The sequence below is a fragment of the Synechococcus sp. R55.7 genome, assembly GCF_047461955.1.
Lineage (GTDB): Bacteria > Cyanobacteriota > Cyanobacteriia > Thermostichales > Thermostichaceae > Thermostichus.
In genome coordinates, this window is record NZ_JANSIC010000003.1 from 1 (window position 1) to 15,557 (window position 15,557).

General features: G+C 60.5%; 16 protein-coding genes and 1 pseudogene. 9 read left to right on the top strand and 8 right to left on the bottom strand.

Annotation, left to right across the window (positions count from 1 at the left end; genetic code table 11):
* Positions 1–251: 251 nt before the first annotated feature.
* The 7 genes from NW820_RS00370 to NW820_RS00400 form a co-directional block, all read right to left on the bottom strand.
* Positions 252–1,142 carry a DUF2993 domain-containing protein gene (locus tag NW820_RS00370; protein WP_414406375.1) on the bottom strand — a complete coding sequence of 297 codons (891 nt, stop codon included), beginning with the start codon at positions 1,140–1,142 and terminating at the stop codon, positions 252–254.
* An 83-nt stretch (positions 1,143–1,225) separates the two neighbouring features.
* Positions 1,226–2,674, bottom strand: coding sequence for an NAD(P)/FAD-dependent oxidoreductase (locus NW820_RS00375; protein ID WP_414406376.1), 1,449 nt, complete (start codon positions 2,672–2,674; stop codon positions 1,226–1,228).
* A complete protein-coding gene (locus NW820_RS00380) occupies positions 2,661–3,275 on the bottom strand; it encodes a nucleotidyltransferase family protein (RefSeq protein ID WP_414406377.1) in 615 nt (204 codons plus the stop codon). The genes NW820_RS00375 and NW820_RS00380 overlap by 14 nt, the downstream gene beginning before the upstream one ends.
* Complete coding sequence (tatC, locus tag NW820_RS00385; RefSeq protein ID WP_414406389.1) at positions 3,265–3,951, bottom strand: twin-arginine translocase subunit TatC; 687 nt, start codon at positions 3,949–3,951, stop codon at positions 3,265–3,267. The genes NW820_RS00380 and tatC overlap by 11 nt, the downstream gene beginning before the upstream one ends.
* Before the next feature lie 254 nt (positions 3,952–4,205).
* Positions 4,206–5,411 (bottom strand): amino acid ABC transporter permease, encoded by a 1,206-nt coding sequence (locus NW820_RS00390; protein WP_414406378.1) that lies wholly within the window; start codon positions 5,409–5,411, stop codon positions 4,206–4,208.
* A 3-nt stretch (positions 5,412–5,414) separates the two neighbouring features.
* The gene (locus NW820_RS00395; protein ID WP_414406379.1) at positions 5,415–6,587 is read right to left on the bottom strand and encodes an amino acid ABC transporter permease; all 1,173 of its coding nucleotides are present in this window, start codon (positions 6,585–6,587) and stop codon (positions 5,415–5,417) included.
* Positions 6,588–6,685: 98 nt separating this feature from the next.
* A complete protein-coding gene (locus tag NW820_RS00400) occupies positions 6,686–7,723 on the bottom strand; it encodes an amino acid ABC transporter substrate-binding protein (protein ID WP_414406380.1) in 1,038 nt (345 codons plus the stop codon).
* A 256-nt stretch (positions 7,724–7,979) separates the two neighbouring features.
* On the opposite strand from NW820_RS00400, the gene NW820_RS00405 reads away from it, so the two are divergent.
* Positions 7,980–8,768, top strand: a complete 789-nt coding sequence (locus tag NW820_RS00405) for an amino acid ABC transporter ATP-binding protein (protein WP_011432567.1) — start codon at positions 7,980–7,982, stop codon at positions 8,766–8,768.
* Positions 8,769–8,776: 8 nt separating this feature from the next.
* On the opposite strand, the gene NW820_RS00410 is transcribed toward NW820_RS00405, so the two are convergent.
* Positions 8,777–9,625 carry a class I SAM-dependent methyltransferase gene (locus tag NW820_RS00410; RefSeq protein ID WP_414329027.1) on the bottom strand — a complete coding sequence of 283 codons (849 nt, stop codon included), beginning with the start codon at positions 9,623–9,625 and terminating at the stop codon, positions 8,777–8,779.
* A gap of 28 nt (positions 9,626–9,653) precedes the next feature.
* Here NW820_RS00410 and NW820_RS00415 point away from each other — a divergent pair, with 28 nt between their 5' ends.
* The 8 genes and pseudogenes from NW820_RS00415 to NW820_RS00450 all read left to right on the top strand — a co-directional run.
* Positions 9,654–9,869: a hypothetical protein gene (locus NW820_RS00415; RefSeq protein ID WP_011430147.1), complete on the top strand. Its 216-nt coding sequence runs from the start codon at positions 9,654–9,656 to the stop codon at positions 9,867–9,869.
* A 131-nt stretch (positions 9,870–10,000) separates the two neighbouring features.
* Positions 10,001–11,416 carry an ABC transporter substrate-binding protein gene (locus NW820_RS00420; protein ID WP_414406381.1) on the top strand — a complete coding sequence of 472 codons (1,416 nt, stop codon included), beginning with the start codon at positions 10,001–10,003 and terminating at the stop codon, positions 11,414–11,416.
* Between the two features lie 61 nt (positions 11,417–11,477).
* Positions 11,478–12,293, top strand: a complete 816-nt coding sequence (gene trpA / locus NW820_RS00425) for a tryptophan synthase subunit alpha (protein WP_414349913.1) — start codon at positions 11,478–11,480, stop codon at positions 12,291–12,293.
* A gap of 392 nt (positions 12,294–12,685) precedes the next feature.
* Positions 12,686–13,207 (top strand): phycocyanin subunit beta, encoded by a 522-nt coding sequence (locus tag NW820_RS00430; protein WP_414343171.1) that lies wholly within the window; start codon positions 12,686–12,688, stop codon positions 13,205–13,207.
* A 139-nt stretch (positions 13,208–13,346) separates the two neighbouring features.
* Positions 13,347–13,835: a phycocyanin subunit alpha gene (locus NW820_RS00435; protein ID WP_011432574.1), complete on the top strand. Its 489-nt coding sequence runs from the start codon at positions 13,347–13,349 to the stop codon at positions 13,833–13,835.
* A 315-nt stretch (positions 13,836–14,150) separates the two neighbouring features.
* Complete coding sequence (locus NW820_RS00440) at positions 14,151–14,420, top strand: phycobilisome linker polypeptide (protein ID WP_011432575.1); 270 nt, start codon at positions 14,151–14,153, stop codon at positions 14,418–14,420.
* A gap of 73 nt (positions 14,421–14,493) precedes the next feature.
* Positions 14,494–15,264, top strand: a complete 771-nt coding sequence (locus tag NW820_RS00445; RefSeq protein WP_414399851.1) for a HEAT repeat domain-containing protein — start codon at positions 14,494–14,496, stop codon at positions 15,262–15,264.
* A gap of 75 nt (positions 15,265–15,339) precedes the next feature.
* A pseudogene (locus NW820_RS00450) lies at positions 15,340–15,557 on the top strand (HEAT repeat domain-containing protein); the annotation flags it as partial.

The window sequence follows — 15,557 nt, forward strand, 5'->3', positions numbered from 1 at the left end:
GAGTTTGCAGTTGGATGGCTGGATCATGATCTCACCTCAATACACCACTCCTGCCCGGCTACCGAAGGGAGTCGATGCCGCTCTCGTCTTGTGGACGGTGCGGTTCCCGACGGGGCACCAACGCAAACGGCCAGCAAGATCCCTTTCCCTCCGGTTGCTAGAGGGATCCTCGCCCAGAGGCACACCCTTTGAGATTGATCCCGATCACACCCGTTGCTGAACGGGAAAGGTCTCCGTCCTGCCCAGGCGAACTATCCCTGCGGCACGGTTGCGACTTCTGGGTAAATGGTCAGGATCCCTTCGTAGAGGATTTGGCCGGGCTGCAACTCCAAGCGGTCGATGCGCACGCCGGGATCCAACTGAATGGGGAAATCGGCCAGGCCGGGGATGGGGATCTCTTGGCCTTCGCTCACCCAGAGGGGATTGACCAGCCGCAACCGGTTGGGGCCTTGGGCTTCTAGGCCAGTCAGCACCGTCACCGGCGCTTCCACCCCTTCCGGAGTGGTCAGGTTAGCCTGGATGCGCAGCCGACCCTGTTCCAGCGTGACCTGAGGCTGGCGGATGAGAAAGGGCACCACTTGGCCCCCAACAGGCAACTGCACCTGGGCCTGAGCCAGTTGGGCTTGGATGAGGGGAGCCTGGAGGGTGCGGTTCAGGTCTTCCTCGGTAAGGCGCAAGCTCACCTGCACCGGCACAGGGGCCAATAGCCGCAGTGGGCTCCGTCCCTGGATGGCTTCGCCCACATTGAGGCGAATATCCTGGCCCCGCAGCCGCAGATGGCTGACCTGAAAGCCTTGATAGCTGAGGTTGTCTCCCGACACCTGGGCTTGAGGGATCTGCCCATTCAAAATCTGGGCGTCAGAGCCGACAATTTGCACTTGCAGGTTATCGACCCTCTGAACCTCCGAACGGATCCAAGCCGCCACCAAGGGGCTGAGAAGGGATCCGGCAATCTGGGCAAATCCGGGCCAAGGCCAAAACATGGTGGGTAGGCTGAGCAGCAGAGCAAACCCCAGCCGCTGCCCCGCTTGCGAGAGCCGTTGGCGGCGACAGGCTGCCGATTGGGCTTCGAGAGGAGACGGATCTGGAGCAGGCCGATGGCAAGACGTGAGCAGCACTGGATACCTCAGGAGCAACGACAAGCGATGGTTTCCACCCGAACTACAACCAGACTAGGGCAGGACTTCTCCGCCGAACAGAGGGATCCCCCGCACACTTGGAGAGGCTATCCATCCGTCAACTGCCACCAGAGATACCCCAGCCGCAGATAGTGCAGCCGTAACCAGGGCAAAGGGAAAGCGCGGGGCGGCTGGCGAAACAGAGCGCTCATCTGGGAAGGGATCCCGGCGATCTCCTGGGCCAGCATTTTGCCCGCCCACACCGCCGTGGCTACACCGCTGCCGTGATAGGCCAGGCCATACCATAGGCTGGGATCCGCCGGCGAAGGGCCAATATGGGGGTGAAACTGCCGAGAAAGGCAGACCAGTCCATTCCAGGCGTACTCGATCTCCACCCCTTCCCAAGCAGGGAAAAGACGATAGAGCTGTCGAGTCATCCAAGTGCGCAACTGCCGTCGCTCCGTCGGGGTATCGCGGGTGCCGCCCCGCCCCCCAAACAGCAAACGCCCATCCGGCAGCAGACGGTAATAGAACAGCAGCCGCCGCATGTCGTAGAGCGGCGTCGGATCCCACCACCCTTGCGCTTTCTGCTCCTGAGGCGTTAGAGGTCGGGTGACCAGGATGTTGGACAGTGCCGGCAACAGGGATCCCGCCAGTTGGGGATACAGGGCCTCTGGGGTGTAGCCATTGGTGGCGATGACCAAGTGCCGAGCGCGCACCGTTCCTCCCGGCGTGTGGCAGCAGTGGTGGGATCCCACCTTTTCCCAGGCCGTGACCGGACTGCCGCTGTACAGTTTTGCCCCCCACCGGTGGGCTGCTTGGGCCAGCCCTTGGGTGAGCTTGAGGGGGTTGAGGCCAAACCCCACCCCGATGTGCAAAGCGCCGTGGTTCTCTTGGCTGTTGAAGCCGCGTTCCCGCAGCTCTTTGGGGTTGAGGAGCTGGGCCGGGTAGCCCGCCACCTGAGTACAGATCTGGTACTCGGCCTCTAACTCCGACCATGCCTGTGGACGATGGGCCACTGCATAGCAGCCCTGTCCCTGAGCCTCTAGGGAGAAGCCCTCGCTGGCCGCCAGCTCCTGAACGGTTTCCACTGCCTGCCATTGATCCCGGTAGTAGCGCTCTGTCTCTGCCAGGCCCACCCGCCGCACCATCTGGGTGTGGGTAAGGTGGCTCGACCCCACCCCGCAAAAGCCGCCATTGCGCCCCGAGGCCCCCCAACCCAGGGATCCCGCCTCCAGCAGACAAGCATGGATGCCGTGGTCGCGGGCCAGGTGCAAGGCCGTCGATAGCCCCGTCAATCCTCCCCCCACAATGACCACCTCCGCGCCCACCTGCGCTTGCAAAGGTGCCGGATGCCGCCAACCGGGATCTGCTATCGTGCTGTCCCAGTAGCTGCCGACCGGGCAGGCAGGATCGTAGGTGCTGGCAGGATAAAGGCCCTTTCTCATACGAGCAATGGGAAGAACATCTTGCTGGGCAACGCCGAAGTGCTCGGTACCGCTGAGGCGACCGGTCGCAGGACAAGTGCTGAAGGGGATCCCCTCACTCCTGGGCAACGCTGTCGCAACCGGCAGCAGCGGCTTCCACATCGGCAGGGGTATTGCAGTCCAGGAAGATCTCAGGAGTGTAGAGCTCCACCTCCTGTACCCGCCTGCCCAGATCCTGCAACAACCGGCGCAGGCCCAGGGTTTCTTCTCGGAGATCCAACAGCTTTTCCCGCAAGCGCCTGTCGATCAGGGTAGGGTGCCCCCGTCGCCCTCGATGCACCGGCACAGTAACCCAAGCGCGATGGCGCAGATGGTACTCCAGCAAGCTGTGGTAGATCCACGCCGGGCGGGGCTGATCCACCGCCGAAATGGCCAGCACCTGAAAATCGGCAGGGATCCCTTCCACCCCTACCCGAATGGAGTGGGTCTTGCCCAGCTCAGGAGCCGGATTGACCAGCACCTCTGCCCCTGCCAAGTGGGGTTGGGCTGCCGCCAAATGCTGGGATCCCAGCACCACCCAGGGTTGAAACCCCGCCTGTCGCCACTGAAAAATCTGGTAAGAGAGCAGGGTTTGCCCGTCTTTCCAGGGCAGAAAGGCTTTCGGCTCTCCCATCCGCGTGGAAAACCCAGCCGCCAAGATCAGCGCATGCAGCTTCGGCTCATTTGCCAAGGAGCTTCACCAGCAGAATGCCAAACAAATATAGAAACGTCACAGCCCCGGCCAAAAGGCTCTGGGTGAGGGGATCCGTCGAAGGGGTGAGAATGGCCCCCGCCACCACCGCGCCCAGAACCACATAGCGCCAGCCCTTGAACATCTGCTCGGCAGTCACCAGACCCAATCCTCCCAGCAGCGCCTGCAAAATCGGCACCTGAAAGGCCAGGCCGGTGCTGAACAGCAGCAGCAGCACAAACTCAAAGTAGCGGTCGATGGACCAAGCCTGATCCACTACCCCTTCGCCGTAGCGGATGAAAAAGTTAAGCGCCGCCGGAATGAGGAGATAGTAGGCAAAGACCAAGCCGGCCACAAAGAGAAGGCTGGATCCCAGCACCACCGGCCCCAGCAGCTTGCGCTCCTTCACGCTCAGCCCCGGCAAGACGAAGCGGGCAATTTGGTAGAGCAAAAAGGGTGTGGCCAGCAATAGCCCCGAGTAGGCCGCCACCTTCACAGAAACGAAAAAATACTCCCCCGGCGCCAGTTGCAAAAAGGTAACCCCCCGAGCGGGCACCTCCAGCAGGGCGACAATGCGGTTCACCACGGCAAAGCAAGCGATGATGCAGATCACCACCGCGATCACGCTGGCCAACAGGCGGCTGCGCAGCTCTTCCAAGTGCTCCATCAAGGTCATCTCGACCTCGTAGGGAAACTCCGGATCCCGCACCCGACCAGACTCAGGGGCCGCCGCGGCTTGCTCCGGGGATTCGGTCTCAGAGGCAAGGGTCATGGGCCAAGGTGTAACGAGACGTTCCCCGCTATCTTAGCGCTGCCCCCTCTCCAGGGAAAAGCACTTGTCGAGCCGCTATAGGGGGATGTAGCCCTGGCCTGTTAAGGGGATCTTGGGGCCTGAGCAGAGGGGACGGGGAAGGGGAGCGGTTGCAGTTTTTAGCGCTTGCCCAAGCCCAGCGCCTTTTCCACCTGCTGGGCGGCGTAAGCCATGGCAAAGCAGCAGATAAAGTAGATCAGGCCGATAAAAAACAGCACTTCCCGCTGGGTGCCTAGCCAGTTGGGGTTGGTGAACACCACGCGCCCCGCCTGCAGCAGGTCGATGAGGCCGACAATGAACACCAGCGACGTGTCTTTGAAGAGAGTGAGGAACTCGTTCACCAGCGCCGGAACGGCTGCCCGCAGTGCCTGGGGCAAAATCACCAAAGCGGTCACTTGAAAGGGGTTCAAGCCCAGCGCCCGTGCCGCCTCCAGCTGGCCCAGCGGGATCGACTGCAGGCCGCCCCGCACGTCCTCGGCCACGTACACGGCTGTAAACAAGATGAAGGCCACCTCCGCCCGGATGATCAGGTTGACGCTGATCCCCCCCAGAAAGAAGGGCACCAACAGCCAGGCGGCAAACAGAATGGTGGTCAGAGGCACCCCCCGCACCAGCTCGATCACCAGCGTGCAGAAGATCCGGATCACCGGCAACGCCCGATTGGCTCGGCCCAACGCCAGCAACACCCCGATGGGAAAGCCGATGATCATGGCGGCTGCCGCCAAGATCAAGGTCAGCAGCAGTCCAGACAGTTGCTCGGTTCGCACTGCCGGCCAATTGGGGCCCAGGTTGCCCAGCAGCAGCTCCAGACAGAGGGGCAAGATCAAGGCCCAAACCCAGATGGAAGCCAGCCGCCAGGATTCCCGTCCGCGACTGAGGGCAATAGCGGCAAAAGTGACGCCAGAGCAAACCGCCAGCCACCCCTGCGACTGGGTTCCCAAAGGCAGGAACGCGGCCAAGCCCATAGCAGCTCCCAAGAGAATGAGGTAGTGCAGCAGCACACCGCCCCAAGCCCCCCCCGCTACCCCCAAGGTGGCCAGCACAATTCCCAACACCGCCCACACCCGCCACAGTTGGCTGCTGGGGTAGGTGCCGCTGGCAAAGATTTTCAGGTTGGCCGGGATCACCTCCCAGCGGGCTTGGGTGAACGCCCAGTTCCAGAACAGGGAAATTGCCCAGGCCAACACCAAGGCAGAGACCAAGGTGAGCAAGGTGCTCAGCCAGGAGTCGAACAGGTTGCGGCGCACCCAAGCCAGAGGACTTTGTTTCTCCCTGGGGGGGAGTACCTTTTCTTCTACAAGGGGAGAGGAGAGACTGCTGGGCATGGGTTAGCGCTCCACCAATTTGACGCGGGCATTGAGCCAGTTCATGCCGTAGGAAACCACCAGGTTGAAGGTCAGATAGGTGGCCATGAGGATGGCGAACATCTCCACCGAGCGTCCCGACTGGTTGATGATGGTGCTGCTGATGTTGAACAGATCGGAGAAGCCAACGGCAATGGCCAAGCTGGAGTTTTTAATCAAGGTGAGATACTGAGTGTTCAAGGAGGGGATCATGATCCGCAGGGCCTGGGGCACAATCACCAAGCGAAAGGTTTCCAGCTCCGACAGGCCGACGGCCCGGGCCGCCTCCCACTGCCCCCGCGGCACCGCCAAAAAGGATCCCCGCACCACTTCGGCAATGTAGCAGCCGGTGTAGGTCACCAAGCCCAGCATCATGGCGGTAAACTCCGCCGAAAGTTGGATCCCGCCCCGGAAGTTAAAGCGCTCCAGTACCGGGACATCCAGCCGCACCGGCGGCTCTGGGAAGAGCACCCAGCAGGCCACCGCCAGCAGCGCCACCCCCGCAGCCACCCACAGGTTCCGCTGCCGGGATCCCAGCTCGGGTCGGCAGACTAGGAGCAGCTTGCGGATCCCCCACCCAGCCGCGATTACAATGGCCAGCGCGGGAACCAGCCAGCCGCTGGGATCCAACCCGGGCAGCTTCACTCCCCGCTGGTTGATAAAGACAAGCCCGCCGATGGAGAGACTGTTGCGCACCCCCGGCAGGGTGAGGATCACCCCCTGGTACCAGAAGATCACGATCAGCAGCACCGGGACATTGCGAAAGATCTCGGTAACAACGGTGGCCAGCTGGCGGGCCAGCCAGTTGCTGGAGAGGCGAGCCATCCCCAGGACAAAGCCCATCGCCGTCGCCAACACAATGCTGACTGCCGACAGCCAGAGGGTGTTCACCGCTCCCACCGCCAGAGCCTTCAGGTAGCTCTCGGAGGGGTCGTAGGGGATCAGCCCCTCGGTGATCCCAAAGTTGGCGGAGTTGCCCAGAAAGCGAAAGCCCAAACTGATGCCCAGGCGGCGCAGGCTGGCGAGGAGGTTCTGAGCAAGGATCCCGAACACCAGCAGCACGGCCACGACAAAGGCCACCTGCAGCAAGAGCTTCAGGATACGCTCATCCCGCCACCAGGGGGGGCGAAGGTGGGGCTGGTCAGACAGTGCAGTCATGGGGCGCAGGCAACAATCCAAAGTATGACAGGAAACAAGGGATCCCTGGCCGGTACTGACCAACCGGGATCCCTAGGCCCGGATTCCGAATCAGCCGATCAGCGGAAAGGCGGCGCGTACTGGATCCCGCCTTTGGTGTAGGGCTGGTTCAAGCCCCGCGGCACGCCCAAGGGGGTCAGGTGGCGGTCGAAGATCTCGCCGTAGTTGCCCACCGCCTTGATGACATTGACCACCCAATCCGGCTTCAGGCCCAGCAGCTCTCCCAGGTTGCCTTCCTGGCCCAAGAAGCGGCGAATGTCGGGATCCTCGGACTTGAGGAACTCGTCCACATTGGCGCTGGTGATCCCCTTTTCTTCTGCATAGAAGAGGGCGTAGACCGTCCAGTTCATAATGTCGGAGAAACTCTCATCTCCGTGGGGAACCAGCGGCCCCAAGGGCTCTTTGGAAATGATCTCCGGCAAGATCACGTGGTCGTCGGGAGAAGCCAAGCTGGCCCGGCGGGAGATGAGGGCGCTTTGGTCGCTGGTGATGGCATCGCAACGGCCCTCTTCGTAGGCGTTGAAAGAGGAATCATCGCCGTCGAAGGTTACTGGCGTAAAGGCAATGCCACGGGCGCGGAAGGTATCCGCCAAGTTCAGCTCGGTGGTGGTGCCGGCAATCACACAGATGGTGGCCCCGTTCAGGTCTTCCAGCTTTTCCACCCCCAGCGACTTCCGCACCATAAATCCTTGGCCGTCGTAGTAGGTGGTGGGGCCGAAGGTCACCGCCCACTCGCGATCCCGGGTGAGGGTCCAGGTGGTGTTGCGGCTAATCATATCGACCTCGCCCGACTGAATCGCAGACTGGCGATTGGCCGCCGTCAGGTAGACGTATCGAACCTTGTCGGGATCGCCAAAGAGAGCGGCAGCTACCGCCCGGCAGATGTCGATATCAAAACCCACATACTTGCCTTGGTCATCCAGGTTGCCGAATCCGGGCAGTTGGTTGTTTACCCCACAGATCAACTCGCCCCGAGCCTTGATGCGGTCGGTGAGCGGCCCCAGCTGCGCCCAAGCGGGAAGGGACTGCAGGCCCATAGACAACGCCAGTGCCCCGGCCAAGGGAGCCAATCCGTTCAAATGCTTTATCCAGTTCATAAAATTACCCCATGTCAATCCTCAAGATCTTCGTCGTCAACAGTCGTTCATACACGGCACTTCAACCGAGATACCGTGCCATTGGGTTACACTCCTGCCACACCCCATAGAATGGTTTGCCATAGGCGCCTACGATTTTCTCAAAGCCTTACATGTCAGGGCGTATGGAAATGTTGCAGAGGCTACGGTTGTGGCTCGGCCAGTTCTGCCATGGTACCCATGCCTGCTTTGGTGAAACTTAGGGAGTCACCCACCCATGCAAGGATCCCCGCACATAAGGTCTTCACTCTCTCCGCAAAGTGCAGCCAGCGCTGACATTATCCAATGCGAAGATGTTCACAAATGGTACGGCGATTTCCACGTCCTCAAGGGCATTACCACCCGCATCCGCCGCGGAGAGGTGGTGGTGGTCTGTGGGCCTTCAGGTTCGGGCAAGTCAACGTTTATTCGCACGTTGAACCGCTTAGAAGAACACCAGAGAGGGCGCATTGTGGTAGATGGCATTGAGCTAACCAGCGACCTGCGCAACATCGATGCCATTCGCCGCGAGGTGGGCATGGTTTTTCAACAGTTCAACCTGTTTCCCCATCTCACGGTTTTGCAAAATGTAACCCTTGGCCCAATCCACGTGAAAAAGATGAAAAAAAGTGAGGCGATAGAGCGGGCTATGGAACTGCTAAGCCGCGTGGGGATCGCCGAGCAAGCAGAAAAATACCCGGGGCAACTTTCGGGGGGGCAGCAGCAGCGGGTGGCGATTGCCCGCGCCTTGGCCATGAATCCGGCGGTGATGCTCTTCGATGAGCCCACCTCGGCCTTGGATCCAGAGATGATCAAGGAGGTGCTGGACGTGATGCGGGAGTTGGCCCGCTCGGGGATGACCATGGTGTGTGTAACCCACGAGATGGGCTTTGCCCGCGAGGTGGCGGATCGGATTATCTTCTTCGACCGCGGCAAGATCGTGGAGGAAAACACCCCCCAAGAGTTTTTCAGCAATCCGAAAGAAGAGCGCTCCCGCCTGTTTTTATCCCAGATCCTTTCCCACTAGCGAGTCCTTCAGAAGGGGGTGAGGCGTGCCAGAAAAGCCCCCTCCGGCTCTTGATAGACAATCTGCCCCTGCCAGCCGTTGGCGTGGGCACACTGCAGCAGGGTTTCCGGATCTACAAATAGCCAGGGAAAGGGATCCCCCCGCTGGCCGTTGTACTCGGCTACAAAGTTCACTACCTTGGCTTTTGCCTCGCTCCCTTCCTGCCAATCTTCTGAGCCACCTGCTTCGAGGTGGGCAGGAGCGGCCAGCTTGCCAGAGGGATCTTCCAAGTTTTCTAAACGCCCTCCCTCTTCTGCCGGCAGATTCCGCAGATCTGCGAGGTCGCTGGCATCGCTCAAATCGGTGGAATCCAGGAGCAACTGGCCAGTGGGCTGAACCCAGTGGCGAGCCAGGCGCAAAAAACGCTCCAAGCCCGACAGGGATCCCGCCAAGCCGACGCCGTTCATCAGCAACAGCAGCGTATCGAAGGGCTCTCCTGGCCCCGCCCAGTGGAAAAGATCGGCGGCAATGCGGCAGCGCACCCCCCGCTCTGCCATAATCTGCAAAGCCACAGGGGAGCGATCCAAAGCGGCCACGGCCAATCCTTCTTCCTGCAGCAGCAGGCTGTGGCGGCCCGTACCGGCGCCGATGTCTAGCACCCGACCGCGGCAGAGTTCCAAGGCCAAGGCTTCCACCTCCGGCAGCTCCTGGGTGAAGAACACCTCTGGGGAGACCACCTGGGGCTCTTCCGCCAACGGGATCCCCTCCAGGCCGTAGGCATGCAAGAGCAGGGATCCCTTGGCCTCTCCTCGGTGCCAGTCCCATAGGGCTTGCTCTAAGGGATCCTGAAGTGGGTAATTCTCGACAGCCTTTATCATGGAAGGGGAAAGCTAAACCATTGACCCGATGGCCATCGTCGCCTTTCTTTACGGTGCCGCTATCGTCCTTTTGCTGATTGCAGCAGTGGTTTGGGCAACATCTCGGCAGTTCAATGTGGAGACCGAGACGCAGATCGGCACCTCGCCAGAAGAGCCCTCCGAGACCTCATCCGTTCCCATTTCCATTGTGGAGCAGCTAGAGCGCCAATACCGCAACAGCCCTTCCTACCGTCCCGATCCGTGACATACTCCCGCACTCATGCTGATGCATAGTCGGAGATCCTTAGAGATCCTTGGAAAGATGACTTTTGAGGATTCCTGAGGATACAAGCAGTGTCTTTGCTGGCCAAAAGCTAGCGTTTTCTCTCTCTATATATGGTTGCCAAGTCTCCACCACCCATTGTCTACATTGCCTTGGGGCTATTGCTACTCTGGGGCGGTCATCGCGCTTGGCAGGCGGGCTATGTTCGCTGGCCGGAAGGCATTTCTCTACCGCCAGTATCGCTGCCAGGGTTGGGGGGTGGAGCACAAGATCTGCTCCTGACCAGCGGCGAGCGCACCTTGTTTGCCGATAGCAGTCCCGCTGCCGTTGCCGCTGCAGAGCTGTTGCGCCAAGGTAACCTCAGCGCAGCCATCCCGGTGTTGGAGATGGGGCTGCAAAGCAACCGCAACGACCCGGAAGCTCGCATTTTCTTGAACAATGCCCGTGCCCAGCAGCAGGGCAGTCCCTTGAGCCTGGCGGTGGTGGTGCCCATCTCCAGCAACCCCAACCGCGCCAAAGAGACCCTGCGCGGGGTGGCGCAAGCTCAGGAGGAGCTTTTCCAACAGGGGGGAATCGGAGGACGGCTGCTGCGGGTAGTGATTGCCGACGATGGCGATAACCCTGAGCGAGCAGCAGCGGTGGCCAAAGCCCTGGTGGCGCAGCCTGAGATCTTGGGGGTGATTGGCCATAACACCAGCGATGCCACCCTGGCTGCAGCCGAGGTTTATCAGCCTGCCGGCTTGGCGATGATCTCCTCCACCTCCACCAGCACCCGCATCAGCATGCTGGGGGATGCCATTTTTCGCACCGTGCCCTCCGATCAAGTGGCCGGCACGCAACTGGCCCGTTATGCTCTCAACACGTTGCGGTTGCAAAGGGTGGCCATCTTCTACAACCCCAACAGCGCCTACAGCTCCAGCTTGCGCGATGCCTTTGCCTCCACCCTGACCAGCGAAGGGGGCATCGTGCTGGCGGAGTTCGACTTATCGGCGTCGGACTTCAACCCCCAGGCCAGCCTGCAAAGGGCCGTCGGCCAAGGAGCCCAGGTAGCTTTTTTAGCTCCCACGGCTTCCGTAGCCGAAAAAGCGCTGGCCGTAGCCCGCGAGAACGCTGTAGCTGGTAAGCCCCTTGCTCTTCTGGGCGGCGATGTGCTCTTCAGCCTCACCACATTGCAAGACGGGGGAGCAGCGGTAGAGGGCTTGGTGGTGGCGGTACCCTGGCATCCCCAGGTGCCTCGCAACCGCGAGTTTGCCCAGAAGGCAGCCCAGCTCTGGGGAGGGCAGGTGAGCTGGCGCACCGCTCTGGCCTACGACGCCACCCGGGTTTTCTTGCAAGCTTTCAGCCAAGGAGCCACCAGCCGCAACGCTGTGCTGGCCCGTTTGCAGGATCCCAACTTCCTCCTCCAGGACGGCGCTTCCGGAGAAGTGCGCTTCTTGCCCTCCGGCGACCGCAATGCTCCCCATGTGCTGGTGCGGGTTGAGCCCGGCAACCGCTCCGGTACCGGCTACGATTTCGTGCCTCTCCCCTAGGGATCCCGGCAGACGCTACAGTGGGGGATGCTCTCAATCTCCTCAGAATCGAATGGATCCCATGCCCACTCGGATCACAGCCTGCTTTCAGGCGCTGCGCAGCCGTGGTGAAAAAGCCCTCATCCCCTACCTCACCGCTGGGGATCCCAACTTGGAAACCACCTTTGAGGCTTTGCAGGTTCTGGATCAGAGCGGCGCCGATCTTATCGAGCTGGGGGTACCCTACTCGGATCCCTTGGCGGATGGGCCGGTGATCCAAGCGGCAGCCACCCGCGCCCTCAGCCGGGGAGTCACTTTGGGCGCCATTCTACAAGGCTTGCGCCGCCTCTCTCTGCAGGCCCCCCTGATCCTGTTCACCTACTACAACCCCATCCACCAGCTCGGCATCCCCAACTTTCTGCATCAACTGCGGCAGGCCGGCTGTGCCGGCTTGGTCGTCCCCGATTTGCCTCTGGAAGAGGCGGGATCCCTGCGACAAGCAGCCCAGGCCGAAGGGATCGACCTCATCCTGCTGGTGGCCCCCACCAGCCCCCCGGAGCGCATGCGCCGCATTGCCCAGCAGTCCAGTGGCTTTGTCTACTTGGTCAGCACCACCGGCGTTACCGGCGAACGGGCCACCCTGGAAAAGCGGATCCCGGCTTTGCTGCAGCAACTGCGCCAACAAACCCCCCTGCCGATTGGGGTGGGCTTCGGCATCTCCACTCCCGACCAGGCCCGCCAGATCGCTCTCTGGGGAGCAGATGCGGCGATTGTGGGCAGCGCATTTGTGCAACGGCTGGCCAAAGCCCCCACGCCTGAAGAAGGACTGCAACAAATAGCTCACTTTTGTCGAGCCCTCAAAGCGGCCCTGCAAGAGGTGACCACTCCAGAGTGTTAACTTCTGTTCAGGAAGGTGCCCACTCAGACTGCTTCCATCTCAAAACAAATGTTTACATTTTGTGAGCCAGCCCGCAGACCCATTTCCCCCCTGCTGCGCCCCATAGTCCAGGGATCCCAGCCTAGGCAGACATTTTGGGGTTGGTAGGTTTGCAAATCTTCACAAAACACTCATCCATCCCGCGATATAAAATTAGGCTGGATGCTCGGCTGTCTGAAAGTCGCAGAGGTTCTTGACCTATCTAAAAATTTAGGGGTTCGGTGGGGGGTCTGCTGCCACGGAATCCTTGATTTTTGGGGGTCAAAGAGGATCCCGCAAAAAAGCTTGGGATTCGGCTTTTGGGAGGTTCAGCCAGTCGCTCACCACTTTTTGGAAAGACCAGAAGGAGATCCATCATGCAAGATGCTTTTACCCGGGTGATCGCTCAGGCAGATGCACGCGGTGCCTTTTTAAGTGACCAAGACTTTGACCGTTTGGCGGCTTTGGTGGCAGAGGGCAACAAGCGCCTAGATGCTGTCAACCGCATGACCAGCAATGCCGCCCAAATCGTAACCAATGCAGCTCGCTCTTTGTTTGCTCAAGAGCCAGATCTGATCGCTCCCGGCGGCAATGCCTACACCAACCGCCGCATGGCTGCCTGCCTACGGGACATGGAGATCATCCTGCGCTACATCACCTATGCCACCTTGGCCGGGGATAGCTCTGTGCTGGAAGATCGCTGCCTGAACGGCCTGCGGGAAACCTACATTGCTCTGGGGGTGCCCACCACTTCTGTGGCCAATGCCATTGCTGCTATGAAGAAGGAAGCGCTGGCCAAGATCATGGATCCGAAGGGCATCACTCCTGGGGACTGCTCGGCGCTGCAAAGCGAAGTGGCCAGCTACTTCGATAAGGCGGCTGCCGCCATCGTTTGAGCTTTGGGTCGAAGCCAGCTTGGTCGTTCCTTTTTAGATCGGTTAGATCCCTCATTTCTGATAGGCAGGTGGAAATCCAGTCCGCCTTTCCTACAGAACGTCCATTAACAACACAATCGATGAATTTAGGAGCTGCAAGGTGAAAACTGTCATCACTGAAGCGATTGCTGCCGCTGACAATCAAGGGCGTTTTCTGAATGCCAGCGAGCTGCAGGCCGTGAATGGTCGTTACCAGCGTGCTGCTGCTTCTCTGGAAGCGGCCCGTGTCCTAACCAACAACCAGCAAACTCTGGTGCGGGAAGCGGTGCAGGAAGTGTTCAAGAGGTTCCCTTACCTGACTCAGCCGGGTGAAATGGGCCACGGCGATGTGTTTCAAGCCAAGTGTGCCCGCGACATCGGCTACTACCTCCGCTTCATCACCTATTCCCTGGTTGCGGGTGGCACCGGCCCCCTCGATGAATACTTGGTAGCCGGGCTGCGGGAAGTGAACCGCTCCTTTAACCTCTCTCCCAGCTGGTACATCGTGGCTCTGCAGTACATGAAGAGCCGCGCTCTGGGCATGCTGAGCGGCCAAGCGGCCAACGAAGCTGCCATCTACTTCGATTACGCCATCAACGCCCTCAGCTAGGGGATCCCAGGGCAGAGATCCCTGCTTGTTGGGAGTGGACGATCTCTTTCTTTGTCTTCCAATTGTGTGTCTCTCCAGAGCAGGCGACGGCTCCAAAGAGGTCTATTCCACCTGTTTCCAGGTTGGTTTGGCGCCTTGGCTTCTCTTAAGCCGGTTGGGTTGGTCGCCTGCTCTCCAGTCTGGGGTAGTTAGCCTTTGGATTGTAGGCATTGCCCAACGGCAGCGTGCTGGTTCGCGAGAATAGCCGGTACGGCTTGTTCGCTGGTCAGTTTGCCTGTCTTCCAAACGAAGTCTCATAGATACCTGGGGAAAGCGATGTTTGGTCAAAGCACCACCAGCCCTGAAGCCCTGACAGAAGCCGGCAGCCGGGTTTACCGAGTTGAGTACACCGGTCTGCTCAACCCGCCCGATGCTCTGGCCACCTCTGCCAAAGTTCGCCGCAGCACCCTGAGCACCACCGTTCCCTACAGTCGGTTGTCTGCCGAGATGCAGCGCATTCTGCGGATGGGTGGCAAAATCGTGCAGGTCACTGCCTTGTCGGGAGCCAATGCCTCTCCCGCTCAGGGCAACGGCGCTGCTGAGTGAGGGAGGCCCGACGGCCGACTGAAGTTACCGGCAAGGTTGCCCAGGTGTCATGAACAGCTCTGCAACGGTTCGTATGGCATCCAACACGGCGGTGCTGCCGCAGCAGCTCACTTGGGAGCAGGCGATAGCCCGGCTGCAGGGGGATGACTTGCAAGATCGGTACTATGCTGCCTGGTACCTGGGCACAGTTCGGGATCCAAGGGGGGTAGAGCCGCTGCTTTTGGCGTTGCAGGATGAGCGGGATCGCACTGCCTTGGGGGGCTATCCTCTGCGCCGCAATGCCGCTAAGGCCCTGGGGCAAATCGGGGATGCGCGGGCCGTGCCCGGTTTGATCGAGGCGCTCACTTGTACCGACTTTCATGTGCGGGAAGAGGCTGCCTATGCCTTGGCTCAATTGGGGGACAAGCGAGCGGTGGATCCCTTGCTGGCACTGTTGCAGTCCCGCGAGCAGGAGCAGCCCTGGGAAGCCCTTATCGAGGCCTTGGGTCAGCTTCAGGCCACCGAGGCTGAGGCAGCGATCCGGCCCTTTTTGAACCATCCCTCTGAGCGGGTGCGTTCGGCAGCGGCTTGGGTGCTCTACCGCTTTACGCAAGCCGAGGAGCTGACCCAAATCCTGGTGGCGCTCCTGGCCCACTCCAACTCCAGCCTACGACAGGCCGCTTTGTTCGACCTGGCCGAATCGGGATGGGTGGCGGGGGCGCCGCTGCTGGCCACAGCCGACGTGGCTCTCAACCTGCGCATCAATGCTCTGAAGCGGCTGTTCGATGTGGCGCTTCAGTTGGGGCGGGTACCGCCGGCTCAGGTGGCGGCAGCGATCCTTCCGCAACTGGAGAGGCTCTTTTAGGATTTTGGGGCGCTCAGTGCCTTTGATTTAGATCATTTCAGATGCTTCAACTGTACCTTTGACTATTCGTTGCCTATGTCCTCCGCCTCGGCTGCTCAAGCGTTTCCCATTGCTGTGGCTCAACTGGCAGCAGAATTGGAGCAGGCCACGTCGCCTGAGGACTTGCTGCGGGTGGTGAGGGCGCTGGGCGCTTTGGGCCAAGTGGAAGGGATCCCCATCTTAATTCGCGCCTTTGGGTTCAATCGCCCTGCAGTGGGGGAAGCCGCCCTGGAGGAAGTGCTGCGCTTTGGGGA